This is a genomic window from Rhodobacter sp. (assembly GCA_020637515.1).
In the GTDB taxonomy this organism is placed as follows: domain Bacteria; phylum Pseudomonadota; class Alphaproteobacteria; order Rhodobacterales; family Rhodobacteraceae; genus Pararhodobacter.
The window spans coordinates 2,332,991-2,355,975 of the sequence record JACKKG010000001.1 but is presented as its reverse complement, the minus strand read 5'-3'; the positions used below and the strand labels follow the sequence as shown (position 1 = coordinate 2,355,975).

Sequence of the window (22,985 nt, the reverse complement as noted above, 5' to 3'; positions counted from 1 at the left end):
GGTTATCGGGTCACATTTCGATCAGCGGGTCAGCTCTTGCGCGCCCACCACCCCGACCGGCGCGGCTTTGAGGCGTCAGCCTCGGGCGCGGGCTCGGGCTGTGGCTCGGGCGCCGCATCCGCCACCGCGACGGGTTCAGGCTGCGGTTCGGGTTGCGGTTCGGGTTGCGGTTCGGGTTGCGGTTCGGGGGTCACCACGACCTCGGGCACGGGCGCTGGCACGGGCTCGGGCACGGCCGGCTCTTCTGGCTGCGGCGCGGGGGCCGCGATCGCTTCCGGCGCTTGCGCGGCGGGCTCGGCGGCCGGTTGCGCGGTCGGCGCGTCGCCTGCCACATCGACGGTGCCCTCGGGCGCGGCCGCTGCGGGTGCGTCCTCGACCTTGGGCTTGCGCCGTGCGCGGGTGCGCTTTTTCGGCGCGGCCACTTCGTCGGCGGTGGCCTCGAGCGGCGCGGCTTCGACTTCGGCGGGCGCGGCGGCGGCCTCGACCGGGTCCGCGCCGGCCTCTGCGGCCTTGGGCTTGCGGGTCCGGGTGCGGCGCTTCTTGGCCGGCTTCTCGGCGTCGGAATCGGTCGCGACGGCGGTCTCGGCGTCAGCCTCGACGGAGGCCGCCACGGAGGAGTCGGCCGCAGTCTCGGCCGCGGGGCCCTCGGTCACCGCCTCGGCGGCGTCATCCTCGCCCTCGGCGTCGTCGGTCGCGTCGTCGGCGCCGCCTTCGGCGGGCCCGTCACCGTTCTGCCCACCCCGACGGCGCCGCCGGCGACGGCGCTTGCGCTTGCCGCCATCGGATTTCTCCTCGGCACTGTCGTCGCTGGTTGCTGTCTCGGGCGCCTCGGCTTCGGCCTCGGTGTCCGCATCGGTGTCGGTGTCGGTGTCGTCCTCGATCTCGTCGGCCAGTTCCTCGTCGATGTCGGACATGGTCTGCGCGTCGAGCGACACCACCTGCGGCGCCGGGGCGCTGACGATGCGGGTGGCGGTCTTGAACTTTTCGATCGTGTAGTCGGGCGAGATCAGCGACGGGTCGGCCTCGATCCGGATCGCCATGCCATAGCGCGCCTCGATCTGCGCCAGATGCTCGCGCTTCGAGTTGAACAGATAGTTGACGATCCCGATCGGCGCCTTGACCAACACCTCTTTCGAGCGGTTGCGCGTGCCCTCTTCCTCGAGCGCGCGCAGAATCTGCAACGCCAGCGAGTTGTCGGACCGGATCAGGCCGGTGCCGTGGCAATGCGGGCACGGCTGCGTCGTCGCCTCGATCATGCCGGGGCGCAGGCGCTGGCGGCTCATCTCCAGCAAGCCAAAGCCCGAGATGCGCCCCACCTGGATGCGCGCGCGGTCATTGCGCAGCGCCTCTTTCAGCCGCTTTTCGACCGAGGCGTTGTTCTTGCGCTCTTCCATGTCGATAAAGTCGATGACGATCAAGCCGGCCAGATCGCGCAGGCGCAACTGGCGCGCGATCTCGTCGGCGGCTTCCAGGTTCGTCTTCAGCGCAGTGTCCTCGATCGAACCCTCACGCGTGGATTTGCCCGAGTTGACGTCGATGGCGACCAGCGCCTCGGTCACGCCGATGACGATGTAGCCGCCCGACTTCAACTGGACGGTCGGGTTGAACATCTGGCCCAGATAGCTTTCGGCCTGATAGCGCGCGAACAGCGGCATCGCCTCGGTGTAGAACTTCACGTTCTTGGCGTGGGACGGCATGATCATCTTCATGAAGTCCTTGGCGGTCCGGTAGCCGCCCTCGCCTTCGACCAGAACCTCGTCGATGTCCTTGTTGTAGAGATCGCGGATCGACCGCTTGATGAGGTTGCCTTCCTCGTAGATCGGCGCCGGGGCGATCGACTTCAGCGTCAGTTCGCGGATCTGTTCCCAGACGCGGAACAGATATTCGTAGTCGCGCTTGATCTCGGCCTTGGTGCGGTTTGCACCCGCCGTCCGAATGATGAGCCCGGCGCCCTCGGGCACGTCGAACTCGCCGGCGATTTCCTTCAGCTTCTTGCGGTCGGCGGCGTTGGTGATCTTGCGGCTGATGCCACCGCCGCGCGCGGTGTTGGGCATGAGCACGCAATAGCGGCCCGCGAGGCTGAGATAGGTCGTCAGCGCCGCGCCCTTGTTGCCGCGCTCTTCCTTGACCACCTGGACCAGCATGATCTGCCGGACCTTGATGACCTCCTGGATCTTGTAGCGGCGGGCGCGCGACCGGCGCGGCGGGCGCACCTCGTCCGAGACGTCCTCGTCGGCGACGGATTCGATCTGGTCGTCGATCTCGCTGGCGTGGTCGGCGGCGCGATAGGGGCGGTTGCCCTCTTCGGCGTGGGGGGCACGCTGGCTGTCGTGTTCCTCGGCCGTGTCGCCATCGTCGAGGTCGATCACATCCATCGCGCCGTAGCTGCGCAAATCGGTTCCTTCGGCCTGGGCCGCCACGGGCTGCGCGGCGGGCGCCTGGGGCGCACCCTCGTCGCCGTTCTCGGCCGCGGCTTCGGTCACGGCGTCGCCATCGGGCGCGTCGCCCTGGAGCGTGACGGCGTCGGCCGCGTCCTGCCCATCGGCCAAATGATCTGCGACGTCCTCGGATTTCGTATCCTCGGATTTCGCCTCGTCACGCGAGTCGTCGCGGGCCTCGTCGCGGCGGCGGCGCGGGCGGCGGGGGCTGTCCTCGTCCTCGCGCGCGGCAAGGGCGCGTTCCTCGGCCAGCAGGGCCTGCCGGTCGGCGACGGGGATCTGGTAATAGTCGGGATGGATTTCCGCAAAGGCGAGAAAGCCGTGGCGGTTGCCGCCGTAATCCACGAAGGCCGCCTGAAGCGAGGGTTCGACCCGCGTTACCTTGGCCAGGTAGATGTTGCCCGCAAGCTGCCGCTTGTGGATCGTCTCAAAGTCGAATTCCTCAACCTTGTTGCCGTCCAGGACCACGACGCGGGTTTCTTCCGCGTGCGTGGCGTCGATCAGAAGTTTCTTTGCCATGTTGTCTCGCTCGCCCCGGCGGCAAGCCGCCCGGCCCCGAGGGGCCTTGCGGATCGTTTGTCGGGGGAAAGGTGGTGGCGTGCCCGGGCACCAGCGGTCGGAGGACTGCGCCTGCGCGCGCCCCTGTCTCGACCATGGCTGATGCGCACCCTGGCATCGCGGTTACAAGCTCCGAGCACCCCGCAGGGCGCCCATTCAAGACCCGGTCGACCCAAGGGCCGGACCAGGCATTCCAACGGCTTTTCGGGCCGATCCCGCCCCGTCGCGTCGCGTAATCCGCGCGAGCGGGGCCGTGAATTTCGTGCAACAGGCATGAGACACCCGTGCTTGGCAAACATAGGGGCGAAAGGCCCGCCTGTTCAATGGGGAAAATGCGCGCGTGAAATATGGAGACTGGCGCGGCCCCCCGGGGGCCGCGCGCGGAAACCCGGAAATCGGGTGCGGTATCAGTCGCGTATCCAGGTCGGGGACAGGGCTTCGCGCCGCAACAGCAGAAAGGACGCGCCGACGATCAACGCCGAGCCCAGCCAAAGCGCCCCCGGCGGCACAAAGCCGAAAACCGCCAGCCCCAGCAGCACATTGAACGGCAGTTTCACATGGTCGAAGGGTTGCAGATAGGCCGCGTCCGCCACGGAATAGGCGCGCGCCAGCAGGTATTGCGCCAGCGCCGTCAGCACCCCCGCCGTCAGCAGCAGCGCGCCCGGCAGGCCGCCGGACAGGCCCAACCCTTCGGGCAGGGCGACCAGCGCGTTCAGCGGCGTCAGCAGCACCAGCAGGAACAGCGTGACCGCCTCGGGGCCTTCGCGCCGGGTCAGCCGCTTGGTCAGCAGCGATGTCCCCGCCCACAGCGCCGAGGCCGCGACCGGCAGCAACGCGTAAAGGCTGAAGGCCTCGGACCAGGGCGCAAGGACGATCATCCCGCCCGCGAACCCCGCCACGACCGCCAGCCAGCGGTCCCGCCCCGTCTGTTCGCCCAGCAGCAGACCCGCGCCCAGCGTGACGAAAAAGGGCGACAGCATGATCAGCGCGATCGCCTGCCAGATCGGCACATGGGCCAGCCCCGCGACCCACAGTTGCACGCCGCCCGCCGCCAGCAGCACCCGCAGCAGATGCAAGGGCAGGTTCGCGCCCGCCAGCGCCGCGCGGCCCCGGCGCATCGCCCAGGGCAGCGCCGCGACCGAGGCGATGAGGTATTGCCAGAACGCCAGCCGCGCCGAGGGCAATCCCTGCACCATCGCGCCGTATTGCACCAGCGTGTTCACCACGGCGAACAGCGCCCCGGCGAGGATCATCAGAACGGCACCGGACAAGGCCGGGCCAAGGTGGGAAAAGGATCGAGTCATGGCGTGTCCCTGGTTTCTGTCGCACACAACCCAAGGCTCACAGGCAAACCGACGCCGCCGCCGGTCAGGGCGCCGCGCCGTTGTCCCGCTCTCTCTCATCCGGACTATGACCGTCGGCTCTGGAATTGCACCAGATCTGCTGACCCCCCGCCAACCGGCGGGGGCGCTCGCGGGCTTGCGGCGAACCGCTTACCGCCGGTGGGGAGTTTCACCCCGCCCTGAGAACGTCACGGCCCCTCGGGCCGCGCGTCGAGGGTAGCGAAGCGCGCGACGCGCCACAAGACGCGAAACCCCGGGGCGACGCACCGCCGCCCCGGGGTTGATCCGATCCGCGAGGGTCGGTGCGATCAGGCGCGGTTGCGCAGCGCGCTCCAGCCGCCGGTGACGATCAGCGCGGCGACCGCCGCCTTGACCGCATCGCCCAGCAGGAACGGCACCGCGCCGCGCGCCACCGCGCCCGACAGGTCCAGCGGCGTCACCGCGGTCAGCCACAGCACACCCGGGACATAGAGCAGCGCGGACACCAGCAGCGCCGACACAAATGTGCCGACCAGCCCGCGCGCCACGCCGCGCTCGGCCAGGAACCCGGCGCCCCAGGCCATCGCCACAAAGCCGAACAGGAAGCCCGCGGTCGGACCGGCCAGCCAGGCCAGGCCCGCGCCACCGCCCGAGAACACCGGCAGTCCCAATGCCCCCTCGAACAGATAGGCGAGGACCGCCGCGGCGCCCAGGCGCGCGCCCGCGGTCAGGCCGACCAGGACCACCGCCAGCGTCTGCAAGGTCATCGGAACGGGCAGCATCGGCACGCTGATCTGCGCCCCCAGCGCGATCACCGCCGAACCGCCGAGGACGATCAGCGCCTGAGCCAGCGCCGAGCGCCGACCGAACGACGCCTGCAAGAGGGTTTGCGATTGAGCCATGTGTCTCTCCCTGAGTGGCACGAATTCAACCAAAGTTATCCGATGCCGCGCCTGCACGGTCAAGCGTCCAGCGGTCCCGCCCCCCGGTTTTCCGTTGCGTAATTTTGCAAAACTCCCGTTTTGCAATGTCGTCGAATTTGCAGCCCCTACCCCCGGCAAAGCCGCGCGCCGCCACCGACACGCCCAGGGCGCCGGGCGCGGCTGGATCGCCGCCCGCGCGCGGGCGCCACCTTGAAACACCGGCCCGCAGGTGGCATGAGCGCGCCATGACCCAGACCGCCCCGACCCCCGAATCATCCCCCGTCGCCCTGATTACCGGCGCCTCGCGCGGCCTCGGGGCCGCGCTGGCCGAGGCGCTGGCCGCGCGTGGCTGGCACATCGTCGCCGTCGCCCGAACCACCGGCGCCCTCGAGGAGCTGGACGACCGGGTGCGCGCGCTGGGCGGATCGACCACCCTGGTGCCGGTGGACATCACCCAGGACGACGCGATGCGGCAGATCTGCCTGTCGATCCACCAGCGTTGGGGCAAGCTGGATCTGTGGGCCCATACCGCCGTGCATGTCCCGCCGCTGTCGCCGGCCGGGCATATCGCGGTCAAGGACTGGGACAAGACGGTCGCGGTGACGCTGCGCGCCACCGGCACGCTGATCCCGATGATCGAACCCCTGCTGCGGGCCTCGGGGCACGGGCAGGCGGTGTTCTTCGACGATGCGGCCTGGCACGACGGCGACGGCGTGCAGCGGTTCTTCGGCGCCTACGCAGCCGCCAAGGCGGGCCAGATCGCGCTGGCCCGCGCCTGGGCGGCCGAGAACGCGGGACTCGGCCCGGTCCGCGCGCCGCAGGTGCGAATCGACACGCCCGCGCCAATGCCGACCGCGACGCGCGCACGCTTTTTCCCGGGCGAGGACCGCACGGCCCTGACCGCCTGCGCGACCGAGGCCGAGCGGATCATCGCGCGGCTGCTGGACGTCAGCGCAGCTCGGTGACGTAGAGCCGCGCGTTCGGAACCCGGCTGCGGTTGTAGGTGCCCATCCAGATGTCATACTGCCCTGAACGCGGCGAGGGGAACCGGATCGCCGGGTCCAGACCGTCGCTGTCGTCGTTGCAGAACCACTGCCCCGCCGGGTCGTTGACCAGAAGCATCGTGTCGCCCGGCGCCCGGATGTAGAACGTCAACGCGTAGCCGCCGGCCTGGTAATGCAGCCGGAAATCGGGCGCGTTGGCGAACCAGCCGCCGCCGGGGCAGCCGTTCATCGGGTTGACATGGCTGTCCCCTCCGGCGCGGCCGACGCCCGATTGCGGGTCGGGCATGAAACCGGCGCTGAGGGAATAGGTCCCGTAGGACGGGTGCAGATTGTAATTCTGCGCCTGGGCGGCAGGGGTGACAAGGGCCGCCGCCAACGTGGCACCGAGCCCGATCGCAAGGAACTTGAACATCCTTCTCTCCATGACTGAACCAACAAGGAAATTCTGACAGGTTCGTGACCGTCCCGCCAGTCCGCAAAATGACGCGGAATGCCCCAGCCTGACGAAGATCGCGGCGCTTGTCCATGGGCGGCGCCGGGCCTCAAGCAATCGTGCGGATCGGCGCGGGCCCCGCGCAAGGGGTTTGCCCGCTCACCCGAGAGCCGCTAGTCTGCCCGCATGTGTTCGAGTGCGAGGGTCCGCCAGATGCGCGCCACGGGATTTGTCGTCTTTGCGGTTACCGTCACCGTGCTGCCCGCTTTCGTGGTGGCCTGGAACATGGGCGCCATGGCGCCCTTCTGGTTCCTGGCGGGCGATGCCTATCTCTATCTCGGCATCGGCCAGGCCTCGCACGGGGCAAGCATGAGCTTCGACGGCCTGCGCGCAACCAACGGGTTCCACCCGCTGTGGCAGATCTGGGTGCGGCTGGCCACGGCGCTGTCGGCCGGCGACCCGCTGCGCGCCATGACGACCGTCAGCTACGCCGCGATTGCCTGCACCACGGCCGGCGTTCTCGTGCTGGGCGCTGCGATCCGGCGGGCGACCGGGTCGTGGCTGCTGGCGATGCTGGCGGTGCCGGGGGTCTATTTCCTGGTCATCGGCCAGGCGCTGCACAATCTGCCGGTCTGGGCTTTCTTCGACGGGATGGAGGGGGGGCTTGCGTTTCTGCTGTCGGCGGTGGTGCTGGGCCTGGTCGCGACGGGCGCACCGGCGCCGGCACTTGGTATCGCGCTGGCGCTGCTGGTCCTCGCGCGCCTGGACGAGGTTTTCGTGCCGGCTGCGATGGCGGTGGCGGTTTCCCTGTGGCCCCGGCAGGACCCGGGGGCCGGTCCCGGGCGGACCAAACCCCGCCGCTGGCCCGAGGCCGCCTGGCTGATGGTGCCCACGGGCCTGGGTGTCGGACTGTTTGCGCTGTGGTCCTGGGCCACCACCGGGATGCTGGTGCCCGTCAGCGGCGCGGCCAAGGGCGAAGGCGCGCTCTTGCAGAACGGCTGGGTCACGCTGGCGACGCTGTTCGCGCCGCTGATCGACCTGCGCCAGGGGTTGACCCCCTATGTCGCCGACCGCGCCGGGCTGGCGGGCGGGGCCTTTCGCGTCGTCGAACTGATCGTACCGGCGCTGTTCGCGCTGGGGTTCCTGGCGGCACTGTGGCGGCGGTTCCGCGCGGCGCCCTGGGCGCCCTACCTGGCGGGGATCGCCGCCGGGGTGCTGATCAAGGCGCTGTATTCGCTGGTGTCGGTGAACTACTGGCACCAGGCGAGCTGGTATTTCGCCATGGCGACGGCGCTGATGACCTTTGGCACGGCGCTGCTGCTGGCCCCGGCCGCGCAACGGCTGAACGCGCGCGGCGCACGGTTGGCGGCGCTGGCGCTGGGCGGACTGTCACTGCTGCACGCCAGCCTGTGGAGCGCGGGCCTGATGACCGATCCGCTGCGCGCGCAGCAACGGGATTTCTGGCTGGCGCGCGACACGATCGACGCCAGCCTGCACGCCACCGCGCCCGACGCCCGGGTGCTGGAATTCGGCGACGGGATGCTGAACTTCACGCTCGCCGTTCCGGTGCGCCACGGCTTCGTCTTTGCCGGCGACGCCGAAAGCCTTGCCGCGCTGCGGGCGCATCGCCTGCTGGCGGATGCCGTCGCGGACGGGTTCACCTTGCTGTCCTCCTATGAATATCTGCGCGTCCCCGAAGGCGCCGAGGCCTGGGACAGCGCCCGCATCCGGGCCTTTTTGGAAAGCTCGTTCCTGGATTCCCGGGTCAAGGACGAACTGGGCGACTTCGACCTTGCCATGGCCTATGTCGCGCGGCCCTGGGGCGTGCCCTTCATCCGGCTGATCCCGCGCCGATAGGCCGCGGGCGGATACCCCTTGCCCCGACGGGTTGGGCCGCTAAGCTGTTCCCCGCAGCCTGTCCCCCCGCGCCTGGCCGGAGCCCCGATGCTGAAAACCCTGACCCGCTGGTTTCTGCGTGGCGCCTTCGTCGTCGCGCTGGCGCTCACGCTGTTCTTCGGCGCGCGGTTCGTGATGGGTGTCTTTTACTGGAACGATCCCACCCACCGCGACCAGCAGATCGAAGGCTGGATGCCGCTCGGCTATGTGGCGCGGTCCTGGGATGTCCCGCGCGAGGTGCTGCGCGAGGCGGCCGGCCTTGGCCCCGAGGACACCGCGCGCCGCAACCTGGACCTGATCGCGCAGGACCACCACATCCCCCTGCCCCAACTGATCGAGGCTCTGGACTCGGCCATTGCGACATGGCGCGCGGACCCGTCCCATGACTGACTGGATGCTGGCGCAGGTCGGGGACTGGGGCGTCACCCTGCTGGCAGTGGTGACCTTCCTGTCCTGCCTGGCGATCCCGGTGCCGTCGTCGATGATGATGCTCGCCTCGGGGGCTTTCGCGGCCTCGGGCGACCTGGCGCTGGTGCCCGCCGCCGGCGCGGCGCTGATCGGCGCGGTGCTGGGCGATCAGACCGGCTACGGCCTGGGGCGGCTCAGCTATCTGCGGGCCGAACGCTGGCTGATGCGCAACCAGACGCGCGCCGCCGTCCTGAGCCGCGCGCGGGTCCAGGTGCAGAACCGGGGCGCGGTGGCGGTGTTCTTCAGTCGTTGGCTGTTCAGCGTGCTGGGGCCCTATGTCAACCTGCTGGCAGGGGGCGCGGGGATGACCTGGGCGACCTTTACCGCGATGGGCATCGCCGGCGAGGTCGTCTGGGTCACGGTCTATGTCGGGCTGGGCTATCTGGCCGGCGGGCAGATCGAACAGATCGCCGAACTGCTCGGCAACGCCTCGGGGTTCCTGGCGTCGCTTGCGGTGACGGGCGGGCTGGGTTGGCTGCTGTGGCGCCACCGGCGGCGCGCGCCCGCTCAACCCTGATCGCGCTCGGCCAGATCCAGCCATTCCTCCTCGGCCCGGGACAGGGCGGTCTGGCGCTGCTCCAGCATGTCGGCGGCCTTGGCGGCCTTGACCGGCTCGCGGGTATAGAGGTCGGCGTCGGACAGAAGATCCGACAGCTTGGCGATCTCGGCCTCGAGGCGGGCGATCTCGGACGGCAGGGAATCGAGCCGCTTCTTCTCGGTGAAACTCAGGCCCGAGGGTTTCGGTGCAGGCTCGGCCCGGGGCGCGGGCTTGGCCAAAGGGGCGGCGGCGGCGGCCGGCTTTGTGCCCGGCTTCGCCGGCACCCCGGCACCGCGTTGTGCCAGCATGTCCGTCCAGCCGCCGGCATAGGCCGTCACCCGGCCCTGCCCCTCGAACACCAGCGTGGTCGTCGCCACCCGGTCGATGAAATCGCGGTCGTGGCTGACCAGAAGAACCGTGCCCGGGTATTCGCCCAGCAGGTCCTGCAACAGGTCCAGCGTCTCGACGTCCAGATCGTTCGTCGGTTCGTCCAGCACCAGCAGGTTCGAATCCCGCGCCATGATCCGCGCCAACAGCAGCCGCGCGCGTTCCCCCCCCGAGAGGCTGCGCACCGGCGCGCGGGCCTGCTGTTCGTCGAACAGGAAGTCCTTGAGATAGCCGACAACATGCTTGGGCTGGCCGCGCACCATGACCTGGTCGGCCTGCCCGCTGACGCGCATGGTCGGGTCGCCGGTCAGGTTTTCCCACAGGCTGGCGTCGGGGTTCAGTTGCGCGCGCGCTTGATCGAAGACGGCCATGTCCAGATTGGTGCCCAGCCGGACCAGCCCGGAATCGGGGGCCATCGCGCCGGTCAGCAGTTTCAGCACCGTCGTCTTGCCGGCGCCGTTCGGCCCGACAAGCGCCACCCGGTCGCCGCGCAGCACCTTCAGGCTGAAATCCTTCACGATCGCCACGCCGTCGAAGCTTTTGGTGATCCTGTCGGCCTCGGCCACCAGTTTGCCGGATTGCGGGCCGGCGTCGAGCGCGAGCGCCGCCGTGCCCTGGCGTCGGATCTGCGAGGCGCGCTCGGATTTCAGCGCCTGCAAGGCACGCACCCGGCCCATGTTGCGCTTGCGGCGGGCGCTGATGCCCTCGACGGCCCATTTCGCCTCGTGCTTGATCTTGCGATCCAGCTTGTGGCGGGCCTCGTCCTCGTCGGCCCAGGTCTTGTCGCGCCAATCCTCGAACGCGGCAAAGGATTGGTCCAGGCGCCGGGCCTGGCCGCGGTCCACCCACAGCATCGCACGGCTGAGCGCGTTCAGAAAGGCGCGGTCGTGGCTGATCAGGACGAACCCCGCGCGCGTCTCGCGCAGGCGTCCCTCGAGCCACTGGATCGCCTGGATGTCCAGGTGGTTGGTCGGCTCGTCCAGAAGCATGAGTTCCGGCGCCTCGGCCAGCAATCGGGCCAGCGCCGCGCGGCGCCGTTCGCCGCCCGAGGCGGTCTCGACCGCGACCGCCGGGTCGAAGCCCAGCCCCTCGGCGGCGATCTCGACCCGATACGCCTCGGCCGGGTCAAGCCGCCCCATCGCGTAATCGCCCAGCGTGGCGTAGCCGGCAAAGTCGGGCTCCTGCTCCATGTAGCCGACGGTGGTGCCGGGGGTCAGGATGCGGCTGCCGCCATCGGCCTGCACCAGACCCGCCATGATCTTCATCAGCGTGGACTTGCCCGATCCGTTGCGCCCGACCAGCGCCAGGCGGTCCCCGGGCTGGATCACCAGATCGAGGTCCCGGAACAAGGGGTTGCCGCCGTAGGTCAGCGCGATGCCGGTGAGTTGCAAAAGGGGTGCGGGTGCCATGCGGGCGGGCTATCGCGGCGCCTTTGCGGGGTCAAGGGTATTGAGTTGGCGCCGCGACGTCCCATGTAAGGGACCGTAACATATGGAGGCTGCCATGACCTTGCTCCTGAACGTCCTTTGGATCCTGCTGGGCGGCGCCTGGATGGCCGCAGGCTGGCTGTTCGCGGCCCTGCTGATGGCGGTCAGCATCGTCGGCCTGCCCTGGGCCCGTTCGGCGGTCGTGATGGCCGGCTATTCGCTGATGCCCTTTGGCATGCAGGCCCGCGACCGGGCCGAGGTCAGTGGACCGGACATCGGCACTGGCGCGCTGGGGACGATCGGCAACCTGTTGTGGCTGGTGCTGGCGGGGTGGTGGCTGGCGCTGGGGCATCTGGTGGCGGCGGCGCTGAACGCGATCACCGTGATCGGCCTGCCCTTTGCCTGGGCGCACCTGAAACTTGCGGGCTTTGCGCTGTGGCCGGTGGGCCGCACGCTGACGCCGCGCTGACCCGGCCGCGTCGGCGCCCTAGCCACTGTCGCAACGGTCGCGAAAGGACAGCAGATACTCCGTGAGATCGCGCCAAGCCGTGTCGCTGTCCCCCAGCGCGTCGAGGTTTGCCTGCGCGCGGCGGCGGTTTTCACCGGGGCAGAACGCGGCTGCCAGGACGAATTGCTGGCGCGCCGCGGTCAGGGCGGTGCCGATGCGTGCCAGCGCGTCGCGCTCGTGGTCCAGTTCCTGGCAGGCGCTGGTGCGCGGCGAGCGATCCTCGAGCCTTGCAAAGACCGCGGCGCGCGTCACCCAGCCGAGACCCGCGTAAAGCGCGGTCTGCGTTTCGGCGATCCCGGAATCGGCCTGACGATAGGCGGCCAGGCCGGCGCGGAAATGGTCGGCGCAGGGGTCGCGGGCCCAGGCGGGCGCGGCAAGGAACAGCAAAAGGGCGACAAGGCGCATGGGCGTTTCCCGGATGATCCGCGCCCCAGTCTGCGCCGCACCCGTTAACAACCCGTTGCGAGGCGCGCCCTTTCCGGCGTCAGGTGCCGAAATAGGCCGCGTTCAACGCGGTCTTGTCGTCGCGCAGCCGCGCCGCCGGCCCGGCGAACCGCACCTTGCCCGACCGCAGCACCACCGCCTCTTCCGAGACGCCAAGCGCGAGGTCGGTGAACTGCTCGATCAACAGGATGCCGACGCCGCGCGCCTTCAACCCTTCGACGAAGCCCATCAGGCGCTTGACCACCAGGGGCGCCAGACCCAACGACATCTCGTCGATCAGCAGATACCGCGGGCGCGCCATCATCGCGTGCCCCAGCGCCAGCATCTGCTGCTGCCCGCCCGACATGGTGCCGGCCAGCTGGGTCTTGCGTTCGGCCAGTTCGGGAAACAGCGCATAGGTGTCGGCCAGCGTCTGCGCGACACCGTCGGGCAGGATTGAACCCGCCGCGCGCAGGTTGTCGTCCACCGACAGCCGGGTCAGCACGCGGTGCCCCTCGGGCACGGCGGCGACACCGGCGCGGCGGATCGTGTCGGGGCCCCGCCCGGCCAGCGCGACGCCGTCGGCCTCGATGCTGCCGGCGCTGAGCGGCAGCATCCCGGCGAGGCCCAGCACCAGTTCCGATTTCCCGGCGCCATTCGCGCCCAGAACCGCGGTCACCTGCCCCGGCGCAATGCTGAGCGAGACGCCCGCGACCGCGATCTGCCCGCCCCGCGCCACCGTCAGGTCCTTTACGACCAATGCCATCGTCAGACCTCCTCGGTGCCCAGATAGGCCGCCTTGACCCTGGGATCGTTCAGCACGGCGTCGGTCGGGCCAAAGGCGATGCGACGGCCGAAATCCAGCACCAGAGTTTCCTCGCAGACCTCGCGGATCAGGTCCACGTCATGGTCGATCACCAGCACCTGTGCCCCGGTCGCGCCGTGGATACGACGGATCAGCACGCCCAGTTGGCGCGTCTCGTCCACCGACATGCCGCCGGCCGGCTCGTCGAACATCACCACGCGCGGCTGGCCGACCAGGCATTTCGCGACATCGGTCAGACGCCGTTCGAAGCCGGACAGATCGGCGCCCAGCTTGTCCGCCCGCTCTGCCATGCCGACCAGCGCCAGCATCGATTCCACCTCGGCCCGCTTGTGGCCCGCAGGGGTGCGCGAATGGTCGATCTGCACCAGCACGTTCTCATGGACGGTCAGGTCGTCGGCGATTTCCTCTTTCTGGAAGCTGCGCCGCAGACCCCAATGCGCCCGCCGGTGCGGCGCCAGGCGCAACAGGTCCTGCCCGTCGCGCGTGGCGCTGCCGCTGACGGTGCCGACAAAACCCGACAGCACGTTCATGAGGGTCGTCTTGCCGGCGCCGTTGGGACCGATGATGCCGCTGACCGCGCAGCCGAAATCGGCCGACACGTCGTTCAGCGCGATGACTCCGCCAAAACGGACGGTGACGTTGCGGATCTCAAGCATCGCGGCGGTCCTTTCCGCGCAGCAGCGCCTTCAGCCCACCCAGCGCCTGCCCGGCCAGCCCGTCGGGCGCGGTGATGACGGCGTGAAGCAACCCGGCGCCGAAGATGACAAAGGACAGATCGGCATCCACCCCCCAGATGTTCAGCAACGCCGGCAGCACCTTGTAGAGGATCGCGGCGATCAGCGCGCCCTGCCAGGAGCGCGCGCCGCCCACCACGGCCAGGGCAAAGATCATCACGCTTTCCGAGGCCCGAAAGGTGCCGTCGTCCAGCAGTCCCAGCGAGCCCGCCAGCAGCGCCCCCGCGGCGCCGCCCAGCAAGCCGGTGATGCCAAAGGCCCAGGTCTTGTAGAGCGTGACATTGACGCCGGCAGCCATCGCCGCGGCCTCGGACCGGCGGATCAGCGCCCAGGCGCGGCCCGGTTGCAGGCGGCGGTGCAGTTCGATGAAGAGAAAGCCCAGCACCGCGCAGATCAGGACATAGCGCAGGTAATCCTCGGCCGATTGCGCCAGGAACGGGCGGCGGAACGGATCGCTCGACCCGGTCTTGACGCCCCAGAACCCCTCGCCGCCGTTGGGAAACTGAAAGGTCGCGAACAGGATTTCCAACCCGCCCGCCGCCATCAGCGTGACCAGCGCCAGGTAAAGGCCGCGCATCCTGAGCGCGGGCAGCGCCAGCACCCAGCCGAACACCATGGTGGACAGGGCCGCCAGCGCCAGGTTCACCTCGAACGGAAAGTCGAAGGCGTGGTTCAGGCGCAGCGCGACCCAGCCGCCCACGCCCATCAACCCGACCTGCGTCAGCGACACCATGCCCAGCCGCGCGTAAAGAAAGGCCACCCCCGAGATGGCCAGCAGAAAGCACCCGGCCGAGGTGAAGACCGACAGCCAATAGCTGCTGGACAGGCCTGGCAGCACCACGATCGCAAAAGCCGCCAGGGCGAACCCGGCCCAGCCCGACGGGGTCACATGGAACAGGCGCTTCATCTCAGTCCCTCCCGCCAAAGGTCAGCCGCTGGCCGCGTTGGTAATAGAGCAGCACCAGCGCGGCGATGACGAAGGGCGCGATCGGGCGCACGCCGCGCAGCACGGGCGACAGGGTGAGCATGTTCTCGATCACGCCCATCGACAGACCGCCCAGCAGCACCACGGTCAGGTTCTCCAGCCGGCCACAGATCGCCGCGGCGATCGAGGGGATCACCATGAAGGTGATGACCGTCGGCTCCAGCCGGATCAGGTCGGCGAACATCAGCCCGGTAAAGCCCGCCAGCACACCCGAGATCCCCCAGGCGATGGTCTCCACCCGCAGGATCGGAATGCCCATCAGCGCGGCCAGGTCGCGGTCGTTGGCAAGCGCGCGCATCTGCAGGCCGACGCGGGTGCGCGCCAGGAACAGCCAGATGCCGAAAACGATCAGGATCGAGGCGGCGAAGACGATCAGCCGCGTCGCGGTGATCCGCATCCCCAGGATGCGCACGCCGATGCCGTCGGTGGGCAGGGTGATCGCGCGGGGATCGTCGATCCACAGAAAGCTGACCAGGCCCAGCACGATCAGCGCGAACCCCAGCGTCGCCACCGCCTTGACCACCGTTTCGCGCCACGCAAGGCGCGGCGCGATGAGGCGGCCGTAGACCAGCGTGATCGCCAGCGCGACGGCCAGGCACGCCAGCCAGCCGATCGGGTCCCACAGGCCCCATTCGCTCAGTTGCCAGGCGGTCATGGCGCCGGCGGCGCCCGCCGCGCCGCCGGCGAAATTCAGAACCCCTGTGGCGCGATAGAGCACGACGATGCCGATGCCCCCCAGCGCATAGAGCGAGCCGACGGCCAGCCCCGAGGCCACGAACAGGCCGACCATCTGCGGTCGCCCGCCCCATCCGAACCACCCGATGACGACCGCCATCAGCACGGCCCAGAGCAGCCAGTTCTTGTAGCGTGCAAGCGCCATGGTGTCCCCGCTCGACAGAAAGAAACCCCGCCGCCGGTCCGGGCGGCGGGACGAGACGCTCAGCGCAGGCCGAGCGCGGTTTCCAGCGCGATATGCGGCGCGAAATAGGGGCTGTCGTATTCGTAGCAGTCGCGCACGATCTCGAAACCGCCCTCGACGATCTTCACCATGTAGCCGGCATGGTTGGGCATGTGGAAATCGGCGTCGCCCACATAGTAGGGCCCGCACATCAGGTCCGACGTATACCCCGAGATCCCCCGGATCGCCGCACCCACCGCCGCGCGGTCGTCCAGTTGCGCCGGGTCCATCTGCAACATCGCCTGCACGAAGAAGCGCGCCGACAGATAGCCCGCCTGCCCGAAGGTGTCGCGCGGATCGTCAGCGCGGCCGTATTGATCCAGCACCGCGGCCCAGTTCTGCGCGTCGGGGCCGTTCACCTGCAACGGCGCCAGTTCGGCGTTGACATAGATGTGGCCCCACCAGTATTCGCCCACCGCCGCCGGGACCGACAGGTCATAAAGCGGGGTCGGGGCGATCCAGTTGTATTGGTCGCGCAGGTCCTGCTCCTCGGCCGCGGAAAGGATCGCCAGCGCGATGCCCGCGGGCTGGTTGATGAGGATCGTGTCCGCGCCCGAAGCCATCGCCTCGAGCAGGGCCGAGTTCACGTCCGGCGCGCCCGGGTTGATGAGCACCGCGGTCGCATCGCCGCCGCGCGAGCGCATGAAGTCCTGCACCGCCTGGCACGACCAGACGCCGTTGTCGGGGATGTTCAGCCCGATGCAGGCGATGTGCTGGGCACCCAGCTCCTCTTGCGCGTATTGCGCCGCGCCCAGGTTGGACGGCAGCGGGCCCTGGTTCGTGGACACGATGTTCGGGGTCTCGAAGCATTCCGAAATGGCGCAGGCCGAGGCCATGACCATGATGCCCGCCTGCTCATAGGTGTTGGCGTTGACCGCCATCTCGATGAACGAGCCGTTGCCGACCATCGCCACGGTGGGCGTGTCGTTCACCAGCAGCGCGGCGGCCTGGGCGGCGGCCTCGGGGTTCCACTGGTCGTTTTCCACACGGTAGTCGATCGGGCGGCCGTTGATCCCGCCATTGGCGTTCACGCAGCGGAAATAGGCCGCCGCCGAATCGGTCGAGGACGACCAGTCGCCGGGGGCCGCGTCGCCGTAGATGCCGCCGACGATGATCGGCGCGCCGGTCGCGGCCTGGCCGTTGTTCAGGCCGCAGGACACGTCGGCCATGGCCTGGGTGCCCAGCGACGCCAACAGGACGGCCGCGGCCATCCTCAGGGTCTTTCCGTATCGCATGTCTCTCCTCCTCTGTGGGACGTGCTTCGGGACGGTTGCTTGCGATAGCGGCGGGGCCTCCCATTCCCTGCCGCCGTTTCTTGACCCCGGCGCGATGCCGCCACGGGGTAAAGCCATTGTGCCGGTGCGCCGCCGCACCAGCCTAATGCGCCGCCGCGACCGCAGGCGCGCGCGCCCTGCCCTCGCGGCGGGCGGCGCGGATCATGTCCGAGGCCTTTTCCGCGATCATGATCGCCGGCGCGTTCGTGTTGCCCGAGACGATGCGCGGCATGATCGACGCATCGACCACCCGCAGCCCCGCGACGCCCCGGACCCGCAGCTCGGGGTCCACCACGGCGTCGGGGCCGACCCCCATCGCGCAGGTGCCGACGGGGTGATAGACGGTGCGGGCCTGGGCGCGGATGTAGTCGCGCAGCTCCGCCTCGGTGGTCACCGCCGCGCCGGGGACAACCTCGGTCAGGCCGTGCCGCGCCATCGGGCCCTGGCGCAGGATCTCGCGTGCCAGGGCGACGCCGCGCGCCAGGCGATCCAGGTCGGCGTCGTCGCGCAACAGGCCCAGATCGACCACCGGGCGCCCGGTCGGTGCATTGCGCGTCACCGAGCCCCGGCTTTCCGGGCGCAGGACGCAGGTGTGCAGCGACACGCCGTGCCCCCATTCCACCATCCGCCCGCGATGGCTTTTCAGCCCCGGAATGATGTGAAACTGGATGTCCGGGCGGTCCTCGGCAGGGCTGGAACGAACGAACCCGCCCGCCTCGACCATGTTGGACGACAACATGCCGCGATGGCGCGTCACCCAGTTCAGCAGGTCCAGCGCACGGCGCGGCAGCGCCGGCAGCGAAATCCCGTAAGGCCGGCGCGAGCGCGAACGGCAGATCACCATGCAGTCCACATGGTCTTGCAGGTTGCGCCCGACGCCGGGCAGGTCCACGCGCGGGACGCCGCCCCAGGCGGCGATCTCGGCCGCCGGGCCGATGCCTGAGCGCAGCAACAGGTCGGGCGACCCGATGGCGCCCGCCGACAGCACGATCTCGCCGGTGCAGGCAACCCGAAACGCGCTGCCGTCCGCGCGCCGGGCCCGAACCGCCACCGCGCGGCCCTCGTGCAGTTCGATGCTTTCGACGTCGGCGCCGGTCACGATGTCCAGATTGCGGCGCCCGCGGATCGGGTTCAGGAAGGCCTCGGCCGTGGAATGCCGCTTGCCGTCCTTTTGCGTCACCTGGTAGATGCCGACGCCCTCGGGCTCGGCCGCGTTGAAATCGGCGCATTCACGGACCTGCAATTCGCCCGCCGCCGCCATGAAGTCGCGATCGACGGGCGAAGCATCTTGCAGGTTCGACACCCACAGCGGCCCCTCGCGCCCGTGCCAGGTGTCGGAACGGGCCGGGTCCGCGTTCGCCTCGGAGCGGCGGAAATAGGGCAGGATCGACTCGTAATCCCACCCCGTGCAGCCGAGTTCGGCCCAGCCGTCGTAATCCGCGCGATGGCCGCGGATATAGATCATGCCGTTGATCGCCGACGATCCCCCCAGCACCTTGCCGCGCGGGATCGACACGGTGCGCCCGTTCAGGCCCGCCTGCGGCGCCGAGGTATAAAGCCAGTTGTGGCGCCTGTCCTTGGCCAGCACCATCACCCCCAGGGGCACCCGGATCAGGGGCGAGCGATCGGTCGGGCCGGACTCGATCAGGCAGACACGGCGGTCGGAATCGGCGCTCAGCCGATGCGCCAGCACCGCCCCCGACGATCCCGCGCCGACAATGACGTAATCGTAGTCCCCCGTTGCACCCATGGGTGTGTCGTGCCTCCCTCAGCGCCTTTGGCCGGCGCGTCCGTTCCGGGCCCCGGGCGTCCCGCCGCCATTGCGGACAGGCGCCACGCTGGCGTCCGGATCCCCCCTCGCCCGCGCCGGATCGGGCGTCCTGGCAACGCTAGGCCGGGTAACTTTGGTTTCCCTTTGGCATCGCTGCACAAATCAAGTAATATCCCGCAAACACTGGGGTTTCCGAAAAGCCATGACCGATTCACCTGATTCGTTTGCCCCGCACGAGATCAACGCGGCGCTGTTCTGCCACTATACCGACACCGATTTTCTGACCGGCTCGCTCGCGGCCTATCTGGACGCGCCCTTCCTGATTACCGACGACGACAGGCTGCTGCCGCAGGTCCCGCCCGACCGGCGCTGCCGCTTTGCAACGCTGGGCCTCGAGGCCCTGCCGGTCGAACCGGCCGAAGCGTTTCAGCGCGCGCGGGCGCAGATTTCGACCCTGGCGGGGCTGGACGCGATCCTGATCGACATGTCCTGGGGCCTGACCGCGATGATGGGCGTCGCCGCGATCGAGACCTGGGGCATGGTGGCCGAGCAGGTCTCGGTCGAGATCGGCCTTCCGGTGGTGTCAATCTACAATCAGGATCGCTTGATCGAGGAACAGCTTCAGGCCGCGCTCAGGGCCCACCAACAGTTCATCGCCCCCTCGGGGCTTTATGAAAACCCCTACTGGATGCCGCGCGAACTGCTGACGGCCTCGACCCTGGACGAGCAGTTGGGCTTCATGCTGGGTCGCGTCGTGCCCGATTTCGCCGGCCAGACCTTTTTCCGCACCTTCGACAAGGCCGCGGCGCGCGGCGCCTCGCCGCACTGGCTGGATCAGGATCGCGCGCCCCTGGGCGCGGCGGGAACCCATGCACGCTGGCAAATTCACTGTCTGGGCCGGTTGCGCGTTCATGTCGAGGGCCACCACGAGGTGGACTGGCGCACCGAAGGCGGCGCCCCCAAGAAAACCAGAACCCTGTTTGCCTATCTGCTGAACGCCGGCGAGAAAGGCGCCCATGCCGACCAGATCGGCGAATTGTTGTGGCAGGATTCGGGATCGGAAAAGACCAAGCGGTCCCGCCTGCACCACACCGTGGCCATGCTGCGCAAGGCGCTGGGCAGCCAGGAGGCGGTGCTGCGGAACGGCGACTATTACCGCCTGAACGTGCCCCGGGGCAGCCTGATCGACGTCACCACCTTTGAACAGCTTTGCCGAAGGGGCCTGTCGCTGGCGCGGCACGGCCAGGAGGATCTGGCGCTCTCGGTCTATTTCGAGGCCGAGCGGCTTTATGCCGGCGACCTGTTCGAGGACCTGCCGCGCGAATACCTGGCGACCGAGACCGAGGACTGGATCATGCCCCGCCGCACCTGGCTGCGCGAAATGGCGATGCGGCTGCATTTCGACCTGTCCAAGCTGCTGCGCCGCTATCGGCGCCACGGCGAGGCGCTGAAATGGGCCCTGCGCGCCGTGGCCATCGACCCCACCAGCGAGGCCGCCAATGCCGAGGCGATGCGCGTCTTTCACGCCATGGGCCGCACCGACGCCATGCATCGCCAATATCGGCAGTATCGCACCGCCCTGTCGGAACTGGGCGAAAGCAAGGAAGGCGTTGAAATCCGGTCGGTTTATGACGAACTGTGCCGCTCGCTCGATCGCCTGTCCCCGAGCCAACGAAAAACCAAAGAACTGGTCCTACGCTGATTCTCATGCTCGCGTCGCCGCCTCGATGGCGCCACGACCCGCGAGAATGGGAGGATATCGAAATGCAAGCCACCGCCGGCGTCATGCCGTCGGACGGGTATGACCCGTTCGATCTGAACACGCCTCAGGCCCGCTGGGCCGAGTTCCGCGCGCAAGAGCCGATCTTCTTTCACGAACCGACCGGCTACTGGGTCGTGTCGCGCTATGACGACATCAAGGCGATCTTCGATGACTGGAAGACCTTCAGCTCGGAAAACGCGCAAAAGCCGATGCGCCCGATGTGCGAGGAAGGCCGCCGGATCCTGACCGAGGGGGGCTTCACCGCCTATTCCGGCCTGACCGCCCGCGTTCCCCCCGATCACACGCGGATCCGCAAGATCGCGCAGTCCTGCTTTGGTCCGCGCCGCTTCAAATCGATCGAACCGCGGATCGAACAGATCGTGACCGCCCATCTGGACCGGCTCGAGGCGGCGGGCAAGGACGGCGGCCCTGTCAATTTCTGGGAAATCGTCGCCTACCCCGTGCCGGCGCATGTGCTGTTCACGCTGATGGGCATTCCCGACGCCGACGTGCCCAAGATCAAGCAATACGGCATGAGCCGGGGCCGGATGACCTGGTCCGACCTGTCCGACGCCGAACAGATCCCGGTCGCGCATGACATGGTCGCCTATTGGAAATACATCCACGACCTGTTGGACATGCGCCGCGCCGAACCGGGCGACGATTTCCCCTCGGACCTGTTGCGGCTGCAATCGGAAGGCGCCGAGATCACCGACGAGGAAATCGCCGGCGTCCTCTATTCCACGCTGTTCGCCGGGCATGAGACGACCTCGACCTTCATGGGCAACTATGTGTTGGCGATGATGGACAACCGCGACGCCTGGGAGGCGATCAAGGCCGACCCCGGCAAGATCCCCAACGCGGTCGAGGAAATGCTGCGGTTCATGCCCTCGGTCGTGGGTTGGCGGCGCAAGGCCCGCACCGAGACCGTGGTCGGCGGCGTCACCCTGCCCGCCGGCGCCGACGTGCTGATGATCACCGGATCGGCCAACCGCGACGACGCCCAGTTCCCCAAGGGCGACACGCTGGACATCCTGCGCGACAACGCGCGCACGCATCTCAGCTTCGGCTACGGCATCCACTATTGCCTTGGCTTCCAGCTGGCCAAGATGGAGGCCGCGATCCTGTTGCGGCAACTGGCCGAACGGTTCCCCGACCTGACCCTCGCCCCGGGTTTCCGCCCGACCTATCACCGCAACATCACCTTCCGGGTTCCGACCTCGGTCATGGTGCAAACGGGTGCCGGCGCATGATCCAGACCGACGGAGTGTTTACCCTCGCCTTCACCGATATCGGCAAGGGCGACCTGGCGCGGGTCGGTGGCAAATGCGCCTCGCTCGGCGAAATGACGCAGGCGGGCGTCGCGGTGCCACCGGGCTTTGCGGTGACCACCGACGGCTATCTGGCGATGCTGGACGGGACCAATCTCAGGGCCGAGATCGCGCGCCACCTGGACCGGGTCGATGTCGAGGATCTCGACAGTCTCGACCGGGCCGCGCAGGCGATCCGCATCCGGATGCGCAGCCACCGCATGCCCGAGGCCGTGGAAGCCGCGATCCGCACCGCCTATGCCAGCATGGGCGAGGACACGCCCGTCGCGGTGCGGTCGTCCGCCACGGCCGAGGATCTGCCGGACGCCTCGTTCGCGGGGCAGCAGGACACCTATCTCTGGGTCAAGGGCCCCGACGCCGTGGTGGAAAAGGTCCGCGACTGCTGGGCGTCGCTGTTCGCAACCCGCGCCGTCGCCTACCGCGAGAAGAACAAGATCCCCCATGCCGAGGTGAACATGAGCGTCGGCGTGCAGAAGATGGTCAACGCCCGCGCCGCCGGGGTCGCGATGACGCTGGACCCGGGCACGGGCGACCGCACGCGGATCGTCATCGACGCCAGTTGGGGACTGGGCGAGATGGTCGTATCCGGCGTCGTCACGCCCGACAACTTCAGCGTCGAAAAGGTGCTGATGGAGATCATCGACCGCAAGATCAGCGACAAGCATGTCGAACTGGTGGGCGACGCCGAACGCGGCGAGACCGTCGAGCGCGAAGTCGAGGCGGCGCGCCGCACCAGCCCCTGCCTGACCGATGCGCAGGTGATCGCGGTGGCGCAACTGGCCAAGCGGCTGGAACGGCAGAACGGCTGCCCGCAGGATGTCGAATGGGCGATCGATGCCGATCTGCCGGACGGCCAGAACCTGCTGGCGCTGCAATCGCGCCCGGAAACGATCTGGTCGCAGAAAAAGAAGGCCCCGGCCGCCAACGCCTATGCGACGGGCATGATGGGGATCGTCAACACCCTGAACAACCCGTTGGGTGCAAAGAAAAAAGCCTGAAAAGAACCACTGGCCATTCTC

At 68.8% G+C, this 22,985-nt stretch carries 20 protein-coding genes and 1 riboswitch; of the genes, 8 read left to right on the top strand and 12 right to left on the bottom strand.

The features are described from left to right. Window positions 1–29 precede the first annotated feature (29 nt). From H6900_11570 to H6900_11560, 3 genes are all read right to left on the bottom strand, one after another. Window positions 30–2,957 carry a ribonuclease E/G gene (locus H6900_11570; GenBank protein ID MCC0073915.1) on the bottom strand — a complete coding sequence of 976 codons (2,928 nt, stop codon included), beginning with the start codon at window positions 2,955–2,957 and terminating at the stop codon, window positions 30–32. Window positions 2,958–3,403: 446 nt separating this feature from the next. Continuing rightward, complete coding sequence (locus H6900_11565; GenBank protein MCC0073914.1) at window positions 3,404–4,300, bottom strand: DMT family transporter; 897 nt, start codon at window positions 4,298–4,300, stop codon at window positions 3,404–3,406. A gap of 83 nt (window positions 4,301–4,383) precedes the next feature. After that, a riboswitch (FMN riboswitch) is annotated at window positions 4,384–4,530 on the bottom strand. Window positions 4,531–4,647: 117 nt separating this feature from the next. Then, window positions 4,648–5,220: a biotin transporter BioY gene (locus H6900_11560; protein ID MCC0073913.1), complete on the bottom strand. Its 573-nt coding sequence runs from the start codon at window positions 5,218–5,220 to the stop codon at window positions 4,648–4,650. Window positions 5,221–5,486: 266 nt separating this feature from the next. On the opposite strand from H6900_11560, the gene H6900_11555 reads away from it, so the two are divergent. Beyond that, complete coding sequence (locus H6900_11555; GenBank protein ID MCC0073912.1) at window positions 5,487–6,206, top strand: SDR family oxidoreductase; 720 nt, start codon at window positions 5,487–5,489, stop codon at window positions 6,204–6,206. On the opposite strand, the gene H6900_11550 is transcribed toward H6900_11555, so the two are convergent. After that, window positions 6,190–6,639 carry a peptidase S1 gene (locus H6900_11550; GenBank protein MCC0073911.1) on the bottom strand — a complete coding sequence of 150 codons (450 nt, stop codon included), beginning with the start codon at window positions 6,637–6,639 and terminating at the stop codon, window positions 6,190–6,192. The two genes, H6900_11555 and H6900_11550, sit on opposite strands and share 17 nt — an antisense overlap. A 225-nt stretch (window positions 6,640–6,864) precedes the next feature. On the opposite strand from H6900_11550, the gene H6900_11545 reads away from it, so the two are divergent. The 3 genes from H6900_11545 (at window position 6,865) to H6900_11535 (ending at window position 9,559) form a co-directional block, all read left to right on the top strand. Then, complete coding sequence (locus H6900_11545; protein ID MCC0073910.1) at window positions 6,865–8,535, top strand: hypothetical protein; 1,671 nt, start codon at window positions 6,865–6,867, stop codon at window positions 8,533–8,535. Between the two features lie 87 nt (window positions 8,536–8,622). Then, the gene (locus H6900_11540) at window positions 8,623–8,964 is read left to right on the top strand and encodes a hypothetical protein (protein MCC0073909.1); all 342 of its coding nucleotides are present in this window, start codon (window positions 8,623–8,625) and stop codon (window positions 8,962–8,964) included. Beyond that, window positions 8,957–9,559, top strand: coding sequence for a DedA family protein (locus tag H6900_11535; GenBank protein MCC0073908.1), 603 nt, complete (start codon window positions 8,957–8,959; stop codon window positions 9,557–9,559). Before H6900_11540 ends, H6900_11535 begins: the two co-directional genes overlap by 8 nt. Here the strand turns inward: H6900_11535 and H6900_11530 are convergent. Beyond that, window positions 9,550–11,376 carry an ATP-binding cassette domain-containing protein gene (locus tag H6900_11530; protein ID MCC0073907.1) on the bottom strand — a complete coding sequence of 609 codons (1,827 nt, stop codon included), beginning with the start codon at window positions 11,374–11,376 and terminating at the stop codon, window positions 9,550–9,552. The genes H6900_11535 and H6900_11530 overlap by 10 nt on opposite strands. Window positions 11,377–11,458: 82 nt before the next feature. Here H6900_11530 and H6900_11525 point away from each other — a divergent pair, with 82 nt between their 5' ends. Continuing rightward, complete coding sequence (locus tag H6900_11525; GenBank protein MCC0073906.1) at window positions 11,459–11,863, top strand: YccF domain-containing protein; 405 nt, start codon at window positions 11,459–11,461, stop codon at window positions 11,861–11,863. A gap of 18 nt (window positions 11,864–11,881) precedes the next feature. Here the strand turns inward: H6900_11525 and H6900_11520 are convergent, their stop codons facing one another. From H6900_11520 to H6900_11490, 7 genes are all read right to left on the bottom strand, one after another. Next, on the bottom strand, window positions 11,882–12,307 hold the full coding sequence (locus tag H6900_11520) for a hypothetical protein (GenBank protein MCC0073905.1): 426 nt from the start codon (window positions 12,305–12,307) through the stop codon (window positions 11,882–11,884). Window positions 12,308–12,386: 79 nt separating this feature from the next. Further along, window positions 12,387–13,091, bottom strand: coding sequence for an ATP-binding cassette domain-containing protein (locus H6900_11515; GenBank protein ID MCC0073904.1), 705 nt, complete (start codon window positions 13,089–13,091; stop codon window positions 12,387–12,389). 2 nt (window positions 13,092–13,093) lie between these two features. After that, on the bottom strand, window positions 13,094–13,807 hold the full coding sequence (locus tag H6900_11510; protein MCC0073903.1) for an ABC transporter ATP-binding protein: 714 nt from the start codon (window positions 13,805–13,807) through the stop codon (window positions 13,094–13,096). After that, on the bottom strand, window positions 13,800–14,792 hold the full coding sequence (locus H6900_11505) for a branched-chain amino acid ABC transporter permease (GenBank protein MCC0073902.1): 993 nt from the start codon (window positions 14,790–14,792) through the stop codon (window positions 13,800–13,802). The genes H6900_11510 and H6900_11505 overlap by 8 nt, the downstream gene beginning before the upstream one ends. Before the next feature lies 1 nt (window position 14,793). Next, a complete protein-coding gene (locus H6900_11500; protein ID MCC0073901.1) occupies window positions 14,794–15,750 on the bottom strand; it encodes a branched-chain amino acid ABC transporter permease in 957 nt (318 codons plus the stop codon). A gap of 59 nt (window positions 15,751–15,809) precedes the next feature. Beyond that, window positions 15,810–17,063 (bottom strand): ABC transporter substrate-binding protein, encoded by a 1,254-nt coding sequence (locus H6900_11495; protein MCC0073900.1) that lies wholly within the window; start codon window positions 17,061–17,063, stop codon window positions 15,810–15,812. Window positions 17,064–17,205: 142 nt separating this feature from the next. Continuing rightward, on the bottom strand, window positions 17,206–18,852 hold the full coding sequence (locus H6900_11490; GenBank protein MCC0073899.1) for a GMC family oxidoreductase N-terminal domain-containing protein: 1,647 nt from the start codon (window positions 18,850–18,852) through the stop codon (window positions 17,206–17,208). A 223-nt stretch (window positions 18,853–19,075) separates the two neighbouring features. Here H6900_11490 and H6900_11485 point away from each other — a divergent pair, with 223 nt between their 5' ends. The 3 genes from H6900_11485 (at window position 19,076) to H6900_11475 (ending at window position 22,964) form a co-directional block, all read left to right on the top strand. Next, window positions 19,076–20,575, top strand: a complete 1,500-nt coding sequence (locus H6900_11485) for a response regulator (GenBank protein MCC0073898.1) — start codon at window positions 19,076–19,078, stop codon at window positions 20,573–20,575. A 62-nt stretch (window positions 20,576–20,637) separates the two neighbouring features. Then, window positions 20,638–21,888, top strand: a complete 1,251-nt coding sequence (locus H6900_11480; GenBank protein ID MCC0073897.1) for a cytochrome P450 — start codon at window positions 20,638–20,640, stop codon at window positions 21,886–21,888. Beyond that, window positions 21,885–22,964: a phosphoenolpyruvate synthase gene (locus H6900_11475; protein ID MCC0073896.1), complete on the top strand. Its 1,080-nt coding sequence runs from the start codon at window positions 21,885–21,887 to the stop codon at window positions 22,962–22,964. Before H6900_11480 ends, H6900_11475 begins: the two co-directional genes overlap by 4 nt. Window positions 22,965–22,985 lie beyond the last annotated feature (21 nt).